Here is a 17,533-nt window from a genome sequence, read left to right as displayed (position 1 = left end):
TTACAAGCCAAGGTTTAAGCCCAATGAGAATGACCGAAGTACGGGATAGGTATTGTAGTTGCCCGAGTACGATTTGTAATCGTACGGGTTATACAGGTTTAGCGGATTGGTAGCTACCAGGTATATGCGTACTGTGCTCAGGCCTGCTTTACCAGCCAAACGGGCTGGCAATCCATACGAAACATTGAAGTTACGAACCGTCATTTGGGTTGAACTTCTGTACCAGAATTCAGAATCGACCGTGTACGTATCTTTGTAATACGGGCTTGGATACGCAGCGTTCGGATTATCAGGAGTCCAGTGATCGGTCCAGAATACAGGCCGGTTTGCCGACAGAGTTGCCTGCGAACGGGCATCACCCTCTACCATCGCCTGCCCGCCAAACGATCCACCAATGGTAGCGGCAACCGTCAGGTTACGATACGAAGCGCTGAAGTTGAAGCCAAAGCCGTAGTGGTTGCTGGCTTTTTTGTTCAGATAATCCAGGTCGTCGGTTGTGATCTTTCCATCGGGAGCCGTGTATTGACCCGATGCATCTTTCGGCCCACGAACGTCCTGATAATAGAGCATACCCGGTTTTGGCGCAGCACCAAAGAGTGTATAACCGGGGTTTTTCTCCAGATAGCTATCCACATCCTGTTGCGTCCGGAACATACCCAGGTAATGATAGCCCAGCACACCTACGTCGGTCGAACGGCCAGTTGGATCAAGGTACGTTCCCTGTATGCCTCTGCTTACATCGACCAGAATCTGCTTGTTATCGCTCCAGCTCAGGAAGGTATTGACTTTGTATGACCAGTCGCTGCCAATTTTGTCGTTCCAGCCAAACGAAAGTTCCGTTCCGAAGCCATCGACACTGGCATAGTTTTCAGAAGGCAGCGTAGCGCCAACCAGCAGCGGTACCGACGAGGTTAAGGCCGTCAGCATGTTGTAGCGATGATCGTAGAACGCATCCAGGGTCACCGAGAGTCGGCTTTTCAGGAACTGTGCGTCAATACCGATGTTATACTTGGTGTCGTTATCCCAGCGAGCCTGCCGGTTAGCCATAGCGTTGTTGGGCGATACGATCAGCGGACGATCGGAGTTGCCACCAAATACAGCGCCTTTACCAGTCTGGATTGAGTAGTTAGACAACCAGTTATACGGCTTGGTCGCATCGCCACCCATGAAACCGATCGAACCCCGCAATTTCAGGTAATCGATACCACGCACGTTGTTTTTAAAGAATGGTTCTTCCGAAATGACCCAGCCTGCTGAGAAGGATGGGAAGAAGCCCCAGCGATACTCAGGTGCAAAGTTGGTCGAAGCATCGTACCGGATGGCACTTTCAAACAGGTACTTACCAGCGTAGTTATAGTTGATCCGTCCCGCATACGACAGGAAGCCTGCTTCGGTTTCAGTTTCCGACGTGGTTTGGGTACCGATGGCGTAGCGCATATTGTCCAGTCCGCCAACAATCACACCTTCGGCCATAGCCGCTACGTTATCCGTGTGTGTTTCTGCCTGCTCGAAGAATGCAATCGCCGAAATCGAATGCTTGCCAAACTGACGGTCGTAATTCAGATACCCGTTAAACTGATAGGTATCGATATAGCTTGGGTTCATCCGCACGCGGTCGCCATTGTTTAGCAGCGTTGTTTTGATGACATCGCCCCCGTAAATGTGCTTGTGGTCGCCAAGCATCGAGAAGCTATATACATTGTATTTGGTACCGTACTGCTTACCGAAGCTGTTATCGAACGTGCGACTATACAGCACTCTGGCTTTCAGCCCTTTAACACCCGGAATCTCATAGTCCAGATTGGCAGTTACATTCAGCCCGGTCGTTTTGGTCTGCGTATAGTTGTCCGAATTCTGAACGGCAAAGAAGTTAAACGCATCGATGGTATTGGTGTTGCTCGAGTTCGACAGCAGAACCGGCAGGCCATTGACATACGGCGGGTTGAACTGTGGCGTATACAGCAGACTCTTCATGTCGTTCTCGGCATTTTCGCCACCCTGCTTCAGGTAGTACATACGCTTGTTACCAAGGTAGCTGCTGAGCGACAGCGCTGCTTTCAGCCCTTTGGTCACCTGCATATCGGCACTGGCCCGGAATGTCCATTTATCCGTATTGATATTATCGAAGTTGGCATTCTGTGCATTATAGGAAGCCCCGGCAAAATAGGTAGCCTTGTCGTTCCCACCACTGACGTTCAGCGCATGCCGTTGAACGGTTGAGGGTTGCCAGGCCGTCTTCAGCCAGTTGTAATTATTATCTTTAAAATAAGCCAGTTCGTCCGGGGTATAGATGAGCGGATCAGTTGCGACTTTACCCGACGCATAGTTCAGGTCGTTCAGGTAGGTAGCCTGTTGAAAGCCATTCATCATCGTCGGCAGGGTAGCATCGGATATACCGGTCGAGCCACTGTAGCTGAACTTAGGAGCACCTGATTTACCACGCTTGGTCTGAACGACAATAACCCCCTGGTTGGAGCGAGCACCGTAAATAGCCGCAGCCGCATCTTTCAGGACCGATATCTGGTCAACCTCCGATACATCGATGGCATTAAAGTCATCGGCCGAACGAACCACGTTGTCGATGACATATAAAGGTTGCAGCGTCCCCCCATCTTTCGACAGAATAATCGGGTTACGTACCGTAATCACAGCATTATCGCCTGGTCGGCTGGTACCACCCGAAACGCCTACACCTGGTAGTTGACCCGTCAGCACAGCCGACAGGTTGTTAACCGGCAGATCCTGAACCGCTTTCATATCAACCGTAGCAACGGCCCCGGTCAGAGTCGCTTTCTTTTGTACGCCATAACCCACCACGACCACTTCGCCCAGAGCAGCAGCATCTTCGTCCATCTGAACAGCCAGGGCTGTTTTACCGCCTACGGTCACTTCCTGGGTTTTAAATCCGATGTAGCTGAAGATCAACGTTTCTTTTCCGGTAGGCAGATTTAGCCGGAACGTCCCCTGAATGTCGGTTACGGTACCGGTTTTAGTCCCTTTGATCAGCACGTTCACCCCTGGCAACGGTTGTCCTTTGTTGTCCTTAACCGTTCCGGTAATATTTTCCATTGGAGCTGCCGACTGATGCTGGGCCGTCCGGGATGCATTTTTTCCGGTCTCGGCGTAACTGTATTCATCAGCTAGTCCCCACAGAATGAGCGCACAAACCAGCTTTAAGGTGCTGGTCAGAAGCGTTTGTGTTTGCGGTCGTAAAGCCAGTGTCATGCGTGTTGTTTTAAGTAAAGATGAGGTAAAGAGAAATGAACAGTGAATAATTGATAATGAGCAATTGATAATGAATGATGGCAAATGCATAATGGAGTACTCATGAATCAACTGACTGTACGTTGTCCATTATTCATTTTACATTATTCATTATGTCTAATTTTTCCGGGCGTCTCTAGCAATGCGCTCTTCCCATTCTTTGCTGGCTTTTTTCATATCGATGCCAGCCGCCGACAAGTAATTATTAATCCGTCCTTTGTATTTGCCGAACATAGCGTGCTTTTTCTCCGAAGATCCCTCATCCATGGCTTTCTCGCGGGCTTCGGTCAGGTAGGCTAAAATCTGCTTTTTTTGATCATCCGTTAAATCAGGCAGCATCGACTGGTAGCCTTTGAACGTAATAGGCAACACCCCGTAGGTCATTCCGTCTTTCACCATCTCAACCTGTATAGGTGTCAGATCCTTGCCCAGATTGGTCAGATACTGGTTGTGCAGCGTTGTGAGCTTCGCGCTGGCTTCTATATCAATAGCGTCTTTTTGCGCTTTATCCGTGACCTCGTTCAGGGCTTGTTTACGGCTGTCGTGAATCGTATTAAGATGCTGGTATTGCTGAACAATCGTTTCCTGCACGCGGGCTGTGGTCTTCGAACTGGTCAGGCCAAGTGTAGCCACTATTTTAGCAGCCCGCTCGTTGAGCACCCGGATATAAGCGGCTTCTTTTTCCTCTTTTGTTTGCTCCTGCCCGAATGTCAGGCTTATACTGCCTAATGCAATCAGAGCCCAAATGAAGGCCGTTTTCAGGTCGACATGCCAGTTAGAAAACGAGATTCCTGATGCATACAAGCCCTGACGCTGGCTATTGACTGATTGAGCAAAATCCTTCATATAAGAGGCATTCAAAACCTACAAAACCCCGATTAAACAATACTTTTCTATAACACGATACAAAAATAGCCTACGAATAGGGGTTACAACTGCATTTTTTTGCCAATTTATTGTAGGAAATTATCATAGAGAAAATATGAATAATTTGGATTATTTCGTTTAGGTTTGTAGGACGAAGGTTATTTCAAGTTTAACGTTTAACGTTTCCTGTTAGCTGACGCAAGAAGAGTAGTGTGTGAGCTAACAGGAAACGTTAAACGGAAATGTGAAACGTGGAAAACAATTATGAAACCCCTATTTCGAAAAGTAACTGCCAATCTGGAAAGCTCGTACACAGTTCGGCACGACATCTTACCGCATTTCAAGAATATATGGCACTACCATCCTGAACTCGAACTGCACTATATTATTAAAGGAGAAGGTGTGCGCTTTATTGGGGATAAAATCAGCAACTTTTCACCAGGCGAAATTGTCCTCGTCGGCGAAAATTTACCACATACCTGGCGAAGCAGTGACGAGTATTTTCTAAACGATCCGGATGTCAACATCGAAATTATCGTCATCCACTTTTTGCCGAACTGCCTGGGTGAGCACCTGCTGAAATTGCCCGAGGCTTACCTCCTACCCCGGCTCTTTGAAAAGGCCAAAAGTGGCATGGTCATCAACGGCAAAGCCAACGCTAAAATCGCCGAACTGATGCAGCGGGCCGTGGAAGCCACAAATCTGGATAAAATTCTGATCCTGTTCTCAATACTGAAGACGCTGGCCGAAACCGAAGAATTTGAACCGATTGTCAACGGCCAAGCGGCTTTTTATCAATCGAACGAAACGGATACCCTTCGGCTCAACAAAGTGTGCAACTACACGCTCACTAATTACAAAAAAGATATTACGCTGGATGAGATTTCGGCCATTAGCAACCTGAGTGTAACCTCATTCTGCCGCTATTTCAAACTGATGACCAACAAAACGTATTACGATTTCCTGATCGAAATACGCATCAGTCATGCCTGCCGGGCGTTGATCGAAGACAAGATACCTACCGAGGTGATCTGCTTCGACTGCGGCTTCAACAACGTATCCAATTTTTACCGTCACTTCAAGAAAGTGACGGGTCTGACGCCATTGGAATATAAGCGTCAGTACCTAAAAAAAGGCCGTATGGCAGTTGCCTGAATCAGTAAAACTGCCATTCTCCACGTGTATCTATGCCAACCTCTTTCCTAAGAATTCTACTGTGCTTATTGCTGTCGGTACATTGCCTGGCTCAATCCAGGAACCCTTCGGGCGTAACGACTACCTATCGAAATCCAGTTATTGCGGGTGATTTTGCCGATCCATCGATGATTCGCGTTGGCGATACCTATTATGCCGTCGGCACTTCATCCGAATGGGGCCCGGCTTTTCCCATCTATACATCAACCGACCTGGTCAACTGGACGTATGTTGGGCCGGTTTTTCAAAAACTTCCGGACTGGACAATGGGCAGCTACTGGGCTCCCGAATTAGTGAATCGACAGGGAACTTACTACCTATATTATACAGCCCGTCGAAAGTCCGATAAGCATTCCTTCATCGGTGTCGCTACCACCCGTGACCTACGCAGTGGTTTCACCGATCATGGGCTATTACTGGAGTGGACGAGCGAAGCGATTGATCCGTTTATTATTGAAGAAGGTGGAAAACCGTACATTACCTGGAAAGCCTACGGTCTCGACAAAGGTAAATCTATTGAACTTCTCGGCGCTGAACTGTCGGCTGACGGCTTAAAAGTAATCGGTCAGCACTTTTCACTATTAACGGCCGATCGGACGGGCTGGGAAGCCGGTGGTATGGAGGGGCAGGCCATTTTCAAACGGGGTAAGTACTATTACATGACCTATTCAGGAAATTCGTGCTGCGGACCTCAGTGTAATTATCAGGTGGGCCTGGCCCGAGCTGAAACGTTGCGCGGCCCTTGGGAGAAGTTCTCGGGCAACCCGGTACTGGTCAGTGATGACACCTGGAAATGCCCTGGTCACGGCACCGTCGTGACCACCCCCGATAACCGATATGTGTACCTACACCATGCCTATAGCGGAACGGATTTTACGTTTACCGGTCGCCAGGGGGTATTGAGTGAGCTGATCTGGAATGACAAAACGCAGTGGCCCGCCTTTCGGTATGGTACTACGGTTCCAGCACAGGCTGAAGCATTTGGCGGTAATGTGCAGCAAAAAGCGCCAGCACTAGCCGTTGAGTTTACCGATAAAAATCCGTCCATTCCCTGGACTTGGGATGTCAGTCAGCCAGAGCCACCAACCGCGATTCAGGCAGGTCAGTTACAAATCACCAATGTAGCCTCTACGCCAACGGGAAGTTTTCTGGGGACGGTCATCAAAAAAGGGACATATACTTTCTCAGCTGAAGTGACTCCGCAGGCTAACGTACTCCAAAGTATTTGTCTGTATGGCGATGCGGCTAATGCGCTGGGTTTCGGCATACGAAACGACTCACTTGAACTCTGGCAGGTTAAGGATGGAGCTCGACACGTACTGAAAACACATCGTCTTTCGGAAAAGCCATCAAGTATTACCTTGCAGGCACATAGCCATGTCGGGCAGTTTTATGAATTTAGCTGGAAGACAGGCGGTGAAAAACCGCAACGGATAGCCATGGAGCCCATCAACGGTTCTTTTCTACCCCGTTGGGATCGGGCACCCCGCGTCGGCATCAGCGTGTCAGGACCGCAGCATACGCATAGCCTTATTCGCTCTGTATCCATGACGTATCCCTGAAATGACCTAGCTCTGTACCCATTGCGTGAGCCCAACTTGTTAGTCATTTCCTTAAAAAGAGTATATAAGCGATGCTTCCTGCTTGTAACATGAGTAATAACATGTTACATTAGATGTATGATAGAAAGTATCCAGCATAAAGGCTTACGACTTTTATTTGAGGATGACAATCCATCGAAATTAACGGCCCATTTGGTTGAACGGATACGTGAAATTCTATCCTTGTTAGAAACCGCTGACACAGTGGAGCAGATGGACATGCCAGGCTATCGATTTCATAAATTGAGTGGAGATTTAAAAGATTTTTACTCCGTCAAGGTTAATGCGAATTATCGGATCATTTTTCGCTTTGAAGATGGAAACGCTTACGATGTGGATTTTCTAGATTATCATTAAATTAGAATACAGCTATGTTAAAACGTACTATGCGCCCAGCGCACCCAGGAGCAATTTTGAGCGGTATGATTGAAGGGTTGCGCGAGGAAAGTGGACAGCCATATACAATAACAGAAATTGCTGCAGGCTTAGGTGTAAGTCGTCGTATTCTGTCGATGATAGTAAATCAAAAAGCTGGAATCAGCCCTGAAATGGCCGTAAAGTTATCTGAAGCTTTTGCCACGAATGCTGATCTGTGGATGAATCTACAGAAAAAATATGATCTGTGGCAGGCTGAAAAAAAAGTTGATCGTGGATCGGTAAGACACTTTTTGCAAGGTAGCAATGCGTTGCAGCCAGCATGAATCAACACGAATCACAAAGCTTAACGATTCAGTAATCAATGGTTGAACTTTCTATTTCTGTTGTTGATCGACCCGCCTAATCGTCATTTCTCTCTTCGATTAAAACGACAATTAGACGGGCCAATTATTTCAAAAACTAAACAGGACAAGCTAATATAGACCTTACAAAACTGCCAGCGCCAGTTTCTCCTGCAACTGGGTGTAACTAGCATACAACTCCTCAACCTGTTTGGCAATTTCAGGCGTAAACGTGCCTACATCGCGACGGGTATAGGTCGACATGTGAAAGCCCCGCAGTTGCAGGAAGTACTTCGATACTATTGGGTAGACATTGTGCATGACATCCATATTATCGATCAGATACTGTTGCACCTCCCCTACTTCCGACTGTAAATCAGCATTATTATAATTTTGACAGAGCCAGGTAATCAGTTCGGGGAAATAATTACCCTGAATGCAGGAAAGTCCCGCCGAACCCGCCTTTAATGATTCTACCGCGTGAGCCATGTAGGCATCGTACAGGCCAAAACCGGGTCGGTTCGCCAGTCGTAACTTCTCCCGAATCTGATCAATATCCAGACAGGTATCTTTGTGGTAAATTACCCGACCCGTATCGACAAATAGTTTTAATTGCTCGGGTGAAATCAGGCGCTTGTACGGCACTGGACATTCGTAAAAGCCTACCGGAACAGTACCCGTTTGATCCAGCAACTGAAAAACGCGCTCGTTGAACACACCATCCGACTCGGTTTGATCGGCCAGCAGCCCTGTAATCAGGATAACCGCATCCGTCCCTTTATCGGCTACCTGTTTCACAAAATCGGCCTGCTGGGCAATGGGGCCGCCAAATGTACCCGTAGCGACGACAGGCACCCGACCGTTGGTCACCTTGATGACGTGTTCGATGATCTGGAGCCGTTCAGCTTCAGTCAGTTCAAACATTTCGCTCGACAGGCAATTCGCAAACAGTCCGGCGGCACCTGCCTGCAAATAAAATTCGGTCAGTCGGGTCAGGGTGTCAAAATCAATAGCGCCATTGTCGGTAAATGGCGTGAGCATCACGGGAATGAAGCCTTTTTCGGATGTATTCATTTTAATAAAGAGCGAAAGAGTTTCTCCAACTGGTAGAACATTTCATGTTATTCATTCGGCACAATCACCTCTTTCTGAATAGGTTGTGAATTATTCTTTTTGAGTTTAGTCAGTACAACTCCCACCAGAAAAATAGTGAGCGTGCCGACAACGATAATCATGTTGCTGTGTAATGGATTACGGAGGTATCCGTACTCTTCGGGAAGTTTAGGCGAAAAAGTCAGCCAGACTATTACGAGTACCCCAATAATGACAGCAGTCAGCGCTTCCGGGCTCTTCGTTTGTCGACTGATCAGCCCCAGCAAAAAGAGTCCCAGCATACCAGCCGCAAAAATACCGGACAGCGTCCACCAGGTATCCAGAATGCTTTTTACCCCAATCATAGCCAGTCCGGCGGTTAACCCCAGTATCCCAACGACAACCGTAGCGATGTGCAACAACCGAAGCTGCTTCTGGTTCGATGGATTCGGGTTGATGTATCGCTTATAAATATCTTCAGTAAATACCGTAGCCGATGCATTCATCCCAGAGCTAATGGTACTCATTGCTGCCGACAAAATGGCCGAAATAATCAGGCCCATCAGCCCAATGGGCACGTTAGTAACCATGAAATTCGGCATCACCTTATCACCATAGTCGGCAGGTTGCAGCGTCGATGCCAACTGGTTCACCTCGGCAGCCGATGCACCAGCCGGTAACCGTTCGAGGGCTACATTATGCCGGATGACATCGAGCAACTGAGGGTATTGCTGATAATACCCAAACAGGCAGGAACCAATTATAAAAAACAGCAACGAAGCCGGTACATACAGCCAGACACACAGCCAAAGTGATTTCGACGCTTCCTTTTCCGACGCGGTTGTATGATACCGCTGGATGTAATTCTGATCCATGCCGAAATTGTTCAGGTTGATAAAGAAACCGTACAGCAACACCACCCAGAAGGTCGACTGTGTAAAATCGGGCGAGAGGCCACCCAGACTGAATTTGCCATGCGTTTTACCAATCTCGATAATGGAAGAAACGCCCCCTGGCATAGCCTGCACAATCAGATACAGAATCAGCAGCGCGCCAAACGTTTTGATGACGCCCTGTACCACTTCTGTCCAGATCACAGCTTCCATACCGCCCATTACGGTATAAATGATGATACAGACGCCCATTACGACCATGATCGTTTGCATCGAATAGCCGGTTAGTGCCTGCAAACTCAGCGCAATACCCAGGAAGATGGAACCCATACGCGCTAGCTGGGTCAGCAGAAAACAAACCACCGCATAGGTTCGAGCCCATGAACCAAACCGATGTTCGAAATGCGTATAGGCCGACACTTCGCCCGAACGCCGATAAAACGGAATAAAATACCGGGCTGCAACAAAAGCGGCCAGCGGCATAGATAAACTGAATACAAACGAATTCCAGTTACCTCCAAACGCTTTCCCCGGAACACCGAGAAACGTATTGCTGCTTAAAAACGTCGCGTAGATCGACAAGCCTGTTGCCCAGCCGGGAATAGCTCCCGATGCTGTTGTAAACTGGTCGGCGTTTTTGTTTTTTCGGGAGAAATACACGCCCACCAGCACCATCGCTACAAGGTACGCAGCAATGACACTCAGGTCGATCAAGGGTAGGTTTTTCATAATTTTTTCTGTCATTCTTCACTTCCCATGGTCTGTGTCCTCACAGACCACCTATGCGTCAGCCTGTAAAAACCTTCCAGTAAATGGTCTGTGAGGACACAGACCATGGAATAGGAATAGGATTTATCAACTTCCCGAAAGTTCAAAACTTTCGGGAAGTTATAGACGTGCCACCACTGATGTCAGCTTATTCCCCTTAAATACTTGTTTTCCATTGGAAAGGACTATGAAGCCCTTCCCTTTTCCGTAATGCCCGCCGGTTTTGTCGTACAGGATAGTTAACCTCTTTCCATGATACAGCACATTGTCCAGGCAAAACCACTCCCAGGTATTGTCGGGGATTAATGGGTGGATTTCCAGCACGTTATCAGCACGGGGCTTTAATCCGACCAGATCGTTGATGATCAAATCAGCAAAGCCCGAATGGTTGTAGAATTTACTACGAGGGTTATCGCCTTTGAGCCACTCCCCTGTCTTTTCATCCTGATACTCACCCAGATAAATCGTGCCATTCATCGTGTGCGACCGGGCATATTTCACCAGCTCGTTATAAAACACCGACTTGGTCATACGCCCCTGATGTTTGTAATCGGTCAGTAGATTGGCCAGTCCTTTCAGCGTTTGTGTAGTCGCAAACGGCCAGACGGCCCCATCCCACTCGCAGCCATGACCCGACCCATGCGTACGAAACCCCGGATGCCGACGCTCGGCTGTGGTAATGCCCCAGGGCGCATCAAAACCCGTTGTATCGGTTAGTTGATTCCACTGCTGAGTGTATTCGGGTTTATCGTCGGGCAGGTTGAAATACCAGGGAATAAAGCCGATGGCTTCGCGGGCGTTGGCAAAGGCCCCATTCGGATGTTTCACTTCGAAGAAATGGGATTCGCTGTTCCATAAACTGTCTACTGTTAATCTTTTCAGTTCTATCGCCTGTTGTTCATATCGGCGCTGGAGCGTATCGTTGTTAACCAGGGCGGCCATCGCAGCCAACGCTTTGGCATTGCCGTACATGTAGCTGTTGATGGTTGGACGACGATTTTTCTCCTTCCGCGATCCGCTGATGGATTCTTCCATGGCATCACGCACATCAAACTGCCAGAACAATCCACTGGGCAATTGCTTCTCCTGCTGCCATTTCCGGTAATCAGCATCCAGTGTCATCAGATTTTTCTGAATAAACGGCTTGTCCAGATTAACCAGATACCGATTATACACCGCATCATCGACCCAACTACTGAAGGCATGAAATCGCTGGACCGTGTGTTTCGGATCGACGTACAGCCAGAACGAGATATAATCGTCGATGTACGTCGGATTGTGCAGCCAGCGACCTTCGTAAATATGATGGCCAAGTGCGCTACTGATGGCATTATACTTTCCCGCATGGTTCATTTTAGTAATAAATTCCGTAAAAATGAACCCTTCCGGCGTCTCTTTCAGGTGCTTCCGAAATGCCCACCAGCGGTAATAGTAGATTGTGTTTAGGGTCGAATCCGGGCAGTCGAACAGGGGAATATTTTTGGACAACCAATCGAACGACTGATCGTTGGGCACATAGTTTTTAACCGCTTCCTCCTGATCGACGACGTTGAAATAACTGACGTATTGCTTCAGTTTATCGGTCGTCAGGATTTTAGCCGACTGAGCCTTTACCACTGAAACGTTCAGACAGGCCAGAAGGACTATACTGGTTACGATTGAATAGTTTTTTTGTACTACACGCATGCTTAAGCGGTATTTTATCTTATACTTTTTTATTTCTGCGATCGGCCCAATCCAACTGCACTATTTGTCGATACACCTGTTGCTTCTAAACGTTCAGACGCTGTATTCTGAGCACTCGCTTTGACTTTTCTCGCCAGTACACCCGGATCTTCCGGCGATTTGGCCAATGGCAACAAATAAAATCGGTACTGATACGGTTTGGCTTTGATCTGGTACTGCTCCAACGGGGCCGCAACATCGCTCCAGCTATCGTTGCCACCGACCCCCATCTGAATCAGGTCGATATTAAGCGTCAGATAGCCCGCGTCTTTCAGCTTGTTGGTATGTTTGGCCTCCTGAATGTTCGCTTCGGTATACGGCCATGCGCTCATACTCAGCAGGCTATCGGCAACGATCAACAAACCATTTTTCGTTTTTGGATTACTCAGATACATCCAGCGCACATCGGTTCGGTTGCCGTTCTCCTGCGGCACCACGTACGGTTCCATAAAATCGGTCAGCGATTGCGTGTATACGCCCGCATCGAAGCCATACCGACGGTCGATGTAGTTTTCGAGCGGCCCGCGACCGTACCAACTGATGGCTTCGTAACTCCGTTCGATACCGCCCTGCATCCCTACTTTAGGTATATTTGGCAACGGAAATTTCGTCTGAATAGCGAATTCAACACTGACGACCCCATCGCCCCGAACCAGATAATCGACCTGCACACGGGCGCTATCGTTGATGAGCGAATAGGTGCTGGAGAGTTTTATCTGTCCTTTATCGAGCGTTTGGGCGGTTAGGGTTTTTAGTGTCAGATGCGGGTCATACCAGGGCTTAAGTTTGCGCTGCGGTTTCCAGCCGCGTTTGTCGTTGTCCGTTAAGGGGCGAGAAAAGTGAGGCAGCAGGGGTGCAAAAATCTGTTCTTTCCCGGCCAGTTGGTACGAAGTAAGCGCACCGTTCGCTTTGGCAATTTCGACCGAAAAACCAGCACCTTTTATCATATACCCGTTTGCATTTTCGGCAAGTGTAACGGACGCGTAGGTCTGTTTTGTCAACGGTGCAGCTGAATTGTGGGGAACTGCCAATTGATTCGACGCAACGACAAAACCTTTTGGTGCCCAGGGCTCATCGTGCGATAATCCAAACTGAATATCAACCAGGTATTCGGAACCAGCCTTCTGCTTTGGCAGATAAGCCGCAAGACTGACAACCGTATCATGCCCAGCCGCCAGATTCAGCGTTGGAAGCTGACGAGTTACTATCACACGACCATTTTCCCGAATGCTGATCTGCGCCAGATAATCAGCCGCATTGTTGACGGCATGGCGGTTAATAATATGCATTAGCCCTTTCTGAGCGTCCTGCCAGTCGCACTCGATACCCTGAAAAACCCGCTTGCACTCGGTCATAGCCGCCTTCGGACGACCGTCCGCAGCCACAACGCCTTTAATAGTGAAATTATCGAAATATTTTTCGCCGTAGTCGCCACCGTATGCATAGAAACTTGTGCCGTTTTCGTCGCGTTTCAGCAATCCCTGATCTTTAAATTCCCAGATACAAGCGCCGATGATGCGCTTCGTCCGACGAAATAGGTCCCAGAACTCTTTGATGTTTCCGGCCGAGTTACCCATCGCGTGGGCGTACTCACAGAAGAAAATTGGGCGCGTGTCGCCGTTGTCCTGATTCGCCAGTAGTTCGGGGGTGTACAAGGCTGGATACATCCGGCTCACTATATCAACGTAGTATTGGTCCTGCGGATTTTGAATCCGGTGCGAATGATCGTTGGATTTCAGGTAGCGCGGGTCTTTGTTGTCCATGTACCCGGCCAGTTTAGGGCTACCCATGGCGGGTTCATAATGGACTGGACGAGTAATGTCAAAATCATGCAGCCAGGCCGCCATAGCCGCGTGATTGGGTCCTCGACCGGCTTCGTTGCCAAGGCTCCAGAAGATAATCGACGGGTGGTTTTTGTCGCGCAGGGCCATCCGGTTACTTCGTTCCAGATATGCACCCGTCCACAGGGCGTCGTTGCTGAGTTTGGAGCCCAAGCCGTGGGTTTCCAGATTGGCTTCGTCGATGACCAGAATGCCAAACTCGTCGCAAAGATCGTACAGATACGGATCGCTGGGGTAGTGGCTCGAACGGATGCAGTTGAAGTTGAACCGCTTGATGGTCAGAACGTCCTGCAACATATCTTCGCGACTCAGCGCCTTACCTTTCGTCGGGTGATGGTCGGGCCGATTAACGCCATAGAGGTACGTTTTTCTGCCATTAATCAGCAGCTTGCTATCATCTTTCGAGAACTCAATGGAGCGAAAGCCGAGCTTACAGCTTTTGGCTTCGAGCAGCTTCCCGGTGCTATCTTCCAGCGACAAAACCAGCGTGTACAGATTCGGTTCTTCATCGCTCCATTTGGCCGGATTTTTCACCGTCGTTTCCAGAATACCAAACTTCGCGTTGTCGAGCCGGGGGTAAATTTCGTTGATGATCGACTCGACGCTGGTTTGCAGGGGCTTTTCGAAAACGGGCTCGTTCTGCTTCGTATAAAGTTGAGCCTTGAGCTGATAACCGGGTACTGGCTGACCGGTCAGGTTTTCGATACGGGGCCGGATGCTCAGCACAGCATCTTTGTACTCGTTGTCGAGTTTGGTTTGGTAGAAAAAATCAGCGATGCGGAGTTTTGGCTCCGCCAGCAGCATCACTTCGCGATGAATGCCGCTCATCCGCCACTGGTCCTGATCTTCCAGAAATGACCCGTCGCTCCACCGAATCACCCATACCGACAACACATTTTCACCCGCTTGCAGGTAGGGCGTAATGTTGAATTCCGACGAGAGAAAACTATCCTCGGCATACCCCAAGAATTTGCCGTTTAGCCACACTTTGTAGGCCGAGCTTACCCCGCCAAAATGAAGCGTTACGTTCATATCGCGCCAGTCGGCAGGAACGGAAAACGTACGTTGATAACAACCCACGCCGTTGTAATCGTGCGGTACGTAGGGCGGGTTAACGGGCCGGAACGGATACACAGCACTTTTATAAATGGGCTTATCGTAGCCCTGCATCTCCCAGTTCGACGGCACCGGAATCTTCTTCCAGCCACTCACCCGACTCTTGTAAAAATCGGCGGGTGCATCGGCTGGCTTCAGCGCAAACGAAAAGTCCCACTCACCATTCAGCGACAGATAGCGACCTGTTTTGGCTCGATCAACGGTTTGTGCGTCTTTTAGCGTAGCGAACGAGTAGGCCGTGGCGCGGGATGCATCCCGGTTTATGCCGCTCACCAGCGGGTCTTCATACGGTTCCGTCTGATAAACACGCGGTTGATTAGGTATGGCAGCCGGTGTCTTATCGACTAATTGAGCGTAGAGGACAGTCGGAAACAGCAGGCTAAAGGCAAGGAAGCGATAAAGCATAGTAAAGCGGGCCGTATCGGCGGAAAATCCAAAATTAATTGGAATAAACCGCTACAGAATATGCTATTTTCACAAGCCATTGTAGGATATTAGCGTGTTAGCTATAGCGCTCGACCGCGATTGCATTGCGGAAGAGTGTTGGTGCATTATTACTTATAATAAGAGAAAATAAGAAGTGAATACAGTCACTTTATTGGTTTTTCATACTATTGCATTGGAAGTTAGAACTTGGATTTGTTAAAAAAATGGCTATAATATTTTGACCGCATGAGCTTTATAGAATTATGGGCTAAGCTCTTCACCCAGAAAAACAAGACAGCTGAAATTGCACTGCATGTATCAGGTGCAACAGTTCGACACCGAAATCCTTTTGAGAATATTGAAGTCCCAAGAAACGATGCAGAGCTTACTGAAGAGTTTGTAAAAAAATGGGTTATACCATTTTACAGGACTAATCTCTCAAACGTCGATGAGACTTTAATTAAGAATTTTGCCGACACAGCGAAAGAAATTAACGTAAAAATAGTCGAACAATTATTAGGAGACTTCAATTGGCGAACTAGAATAACTGGGTCTTTCTTTGCCGCTATTAATAATTACAAAGGATTAGAAGATATCATTGGCAAGCACTTGCTTAAAAGCGAGGTTTGTTATGCAGGTTCTGGGTACTGTTTAGCATTGGCCACTTTCGGTAGCAATAATTCAAAGGATTATTTAACTACCTATCTTGATTATTACCTTGAAAGAAATGATTTGTGGTTCGATCAGGCAGAAGCTTTTTGTGCCTTACAGTATATTGACATAAGTCGGGCAGAAAACTTAATGAGTAAATGGAACTCATTCGTTGCAGGTAAAAATAATTGGAGCTTAGAAAAATTTCAGGAACGCTTCAATCATTCAATGTCTACAATTAACAAAATCAACCTAGCTAAAATTGTAAATTAATAGATACCACCAATGCTATTCACTTCCAGAAACTAAAGCTGGTCCCAGCTCAAATCTGCGGGTCCTGCTCGTAGATAGTCCACATCTGCGCCTGTGATGCAGACTTTTTAGCCAGCATGATTCGGGAGTTAACCGATCCTTTGCTATCGACGGGCGTAATGTATAGGTCTGACCCTTTGAGTTTTATCCGGTACATATCTTTTCCAGCGGGAATAAATTCGTATTCCTGATTGGTCTGGGAAGCGATTAGCGGCTGTTGTTCCAGATTGATGCCCTCACTCGGCTTTCCGCTTTCGGGCTGCAGAGTTTTGCTGGTAAACAGGTTACGAAGCTGGTAGGTGTCGCCTTCTACGTGCAAAAAATCCCAGGTAACGCATTTCCAGTTCACCGGCGAATACGCTACAATCGGGGTTCCATCGGCTTTACGTGCATCCTGAACCCGTAATAACAGCCCCGTCTGGACATTTTTGATGGCATAATGACCACGAATTGGCGCGTTAAGGGCTCCGGCGATACCCACGTAAACGTCAATAAGGAGCAGGAAAACGAGTTTGTTTTTCATCAAGAAGAGAGTAAGTGGTTAACTTCCCGAAATAGAATAGCCTCTACAGACCAGAATGTTCCGGGAAGTTACGAAAACGGCACTATTTGGTAAGCATCAGATGCTCATTTTCAGCCGGATTGCTATTATCCAGCTTAATGGCCGACGAGCTAGCATCCATAATGGTCCAGGTCTTACTGAGTTTATCATAGGGCGACTTTATGCCAAAGCTCAGTGTGACCGTTTTAGAATCAGCCGGTGTTCCGTAATAGCTGTTTCCACCCCACGACCAGGTACCAACGGTCGTCTGGCCGTTAAGCGTTGCCGTAGCTTTCCCGTCGCTGGTAAAATTGATGCTGACACTTCCCAGCGATTTAAGTTTATCTTCAGTTCCCTGTAGGTAGGAGCTAATCACCCAGGTACCCGGAGCCAATATCTGGGGAAACGTCGTGGTAACCGTCGTAGTGGTTGGCGCTACATCATCTGTACTTTTCTTACAACCCACAACCAACATCACCAATAAGAGCAGAGCAAACAGGATCGATTTCATCGTAGCGTACAA

Annotated in this window: 13 protein-coding genes; 5 read left to right on the top strand and 8 right to left on the bottom strand. The window is 48.1% G+C overall.

Going from position 1 to position 17,533, the window contains the following annotated elements; genetic code table 11:
* Positions 1-3,225: a SusC/RagA family TonB-linked outer membrane protein gene (locus ACYVFD_RS00910; RefSeq protein WP_461087594.1), complete on the bottom strand. Its 3,225-nt coding sequence runs from the start codon at positions 3,223-3,225 to the stop codon at positions 1-3.
* A gap of 156 nt (positions 3,226-3,381) precedes the next feature.
* On the bottom strand, positions 3,382-4,110 hold the full coding sequence (locus tag ACYVFD_RS00905; protein ID WP_461087592.1) for a DUF3826 domain-containing protein: 729 nt from the start codon (positions 4,108-4,110) through the stop codon (positions 3,382-3,384).
* A 285-nt stretch (positions 4,111-4,395) separates the two neighbouring features.
* On the opposite strand from ACYVFD_RS00905, the gene ACYVFD_RS00900 reads away from it, so the two are divergent.
* From ACYVFD_RS00900 to ACYVFD_RS00885, 4 genes are all read left to right on the top strand, one after another.
* Entirely contained in the window at positions 4,396-5,286 is an 891-nt protein-coding gene (locus ACYVFD_RS00900; RefSeq protein WP_461087590.1) for an AraC family transcriptional regulator, read from the top strand.
* A gap of 32 nt (positions 5,287-5,318) precedes the next feature.
* The gene (locus tag ACYVFD_RS00895) at positions 5,319-6,887 is read left to right on the top strand and encodes a glycoside hydrolase family 43 protein (RefSeq protein ID WP_461087588.1); all 1,569 of its coding nucleotides are present in this window, start codon (positions 5,319-5,321) and stop codon (positions 6,885-6,887) included.
* 117 nt (positions 6,888-7,004) lie between these two features.
* Positions 7,005-7,283 (top strand): type II toxin-antitoxin system RelE/ParE family toxin, encoded by a 279-nt coding sequence (locus ACYVFD_RS00890; protein ID WP_461087586.1) that lies wholly within the window; start codon positions 7,005-7,007, stop codon positions 7,281-7,283.
* 14 nt (positions 7,284-7,297) lie between these two features.
* Entirely contained in the window at positions 7,298-7,627 is a 330-nt protein-coding gene (locus tag ACYVFD_RS00885; protein ID WP_461087584.1) for a HigA family addiction module antitoxin, read from the top strand.
* Between the two features lie 162 nt (positions 7,628-7,789).
* Here the strand turns inward: ACYVFD_RS00885 and ACYVFD_RS00880 are convergent, their stop codons facing one another.
* The 4 genes from ACYVFD_RS00880 to ACYVFD_RS00865 form a co-directional block, all read right to left on the bottom strand.
* Positions 7,790-8,719: a dihydrodipicolinate synthase family protein gene (locus tag ACYVFD_RS00880; protein WP_461087582.1), complete on the bottom strand. Its 930-nt coding sequence runs from the start codon at positions 8,717-8,719 to the stop codon at positions 7,790-7,792.
* A gap of 47 nt (positions 8,720-8,766) precedes the next feature.
* The gene (locus ACYVFD_RS00875; protein WP_461087580.1) at positions 8,767-10,359 is read right to left on the bottom strand and encodes a sodium:solute symporter family protein; all 1,593 of its coding nucleotides are present in this window, start codon (positions 10,357-10,359) and stop codon (positions 8,767-8,769) included.
* 159 nt (positions 10,360-10,518) lie between these two features.
* Positions 10,519-12,084, bottom strand: coding sequence for an MGH1-like glycoside hydrolase domain-containing protein (locus ACYVFD_RS00870; protein WP_461087578.1), 1,566 nt, complete (start codon positions 12,082-12,084; stop codon positions 10,519-10,521).
* Positions 12,085-12,113: 29 nt separating this feature from the next.
* Entirely contained in the window at positions 12,114-15,485 is a 3,372-nt protein-coding gene (locus tag ACYVFD_RS00865) for a glycoside hydrolase family 2 TIM barrel-domain containing protein (RefSeq protein WP_461087576.1), read from the bottom strand.
* Between the two features lie 267 nt (positions 15,486-15,752).
* Here ACYVFD_RS00865 and ACYVFD_RS00860 point away from each other — a divergent pair, with 267 nt between their 5' ends.
* The gene (locus tag ACYVFD_RS00860; protein WP_461087574.1) at positions 15,753-16,430 is read left to right on the top strand and encodes a DUF6000 family protein; all 678 of its coding nucleotides are present in this window, start codon (positions 15,753-15,755) and stop codon (positions 16,428-16,430) included.
* Positions 16,431-16,479: 49 nt separating this feature from the next.
* On the opposite strand, the gene ACYVFD_RS00855 is transcribed toward ACYVFD_RS00860, so the two are convergent.
* Positions 16,480-16,992, bottom strand: a complete 513-nt coding sequence (locus ACYVFD_RS00855) for an RICIN domain-containing protein (protein ID WP_461087572.1) — start codon at positions 16,990-16,992, stop codon at positions 16,480-16,482.
* Between the two features lie 82 nt (positions 16,993-17,074).
* Positions 17,075-17,521: a hypothetical protein gene (locus ACYVFD_RS00850; protein ID WP_461087570.1), complete on the bottom strand. Its 447-nt coding sequence runs from the start codon at positions 17,519-17,521 to the stop codon at positions 17,075-17,077.
* Positions 17,522-17,533 lie beyond the last annotated feature (12 nt).

The organism is Spirosoma gilvum (assembly GCF_054776815.1).
This window is presented reverse-complemented; position numbering and strand designations above follow the sequence as displayed.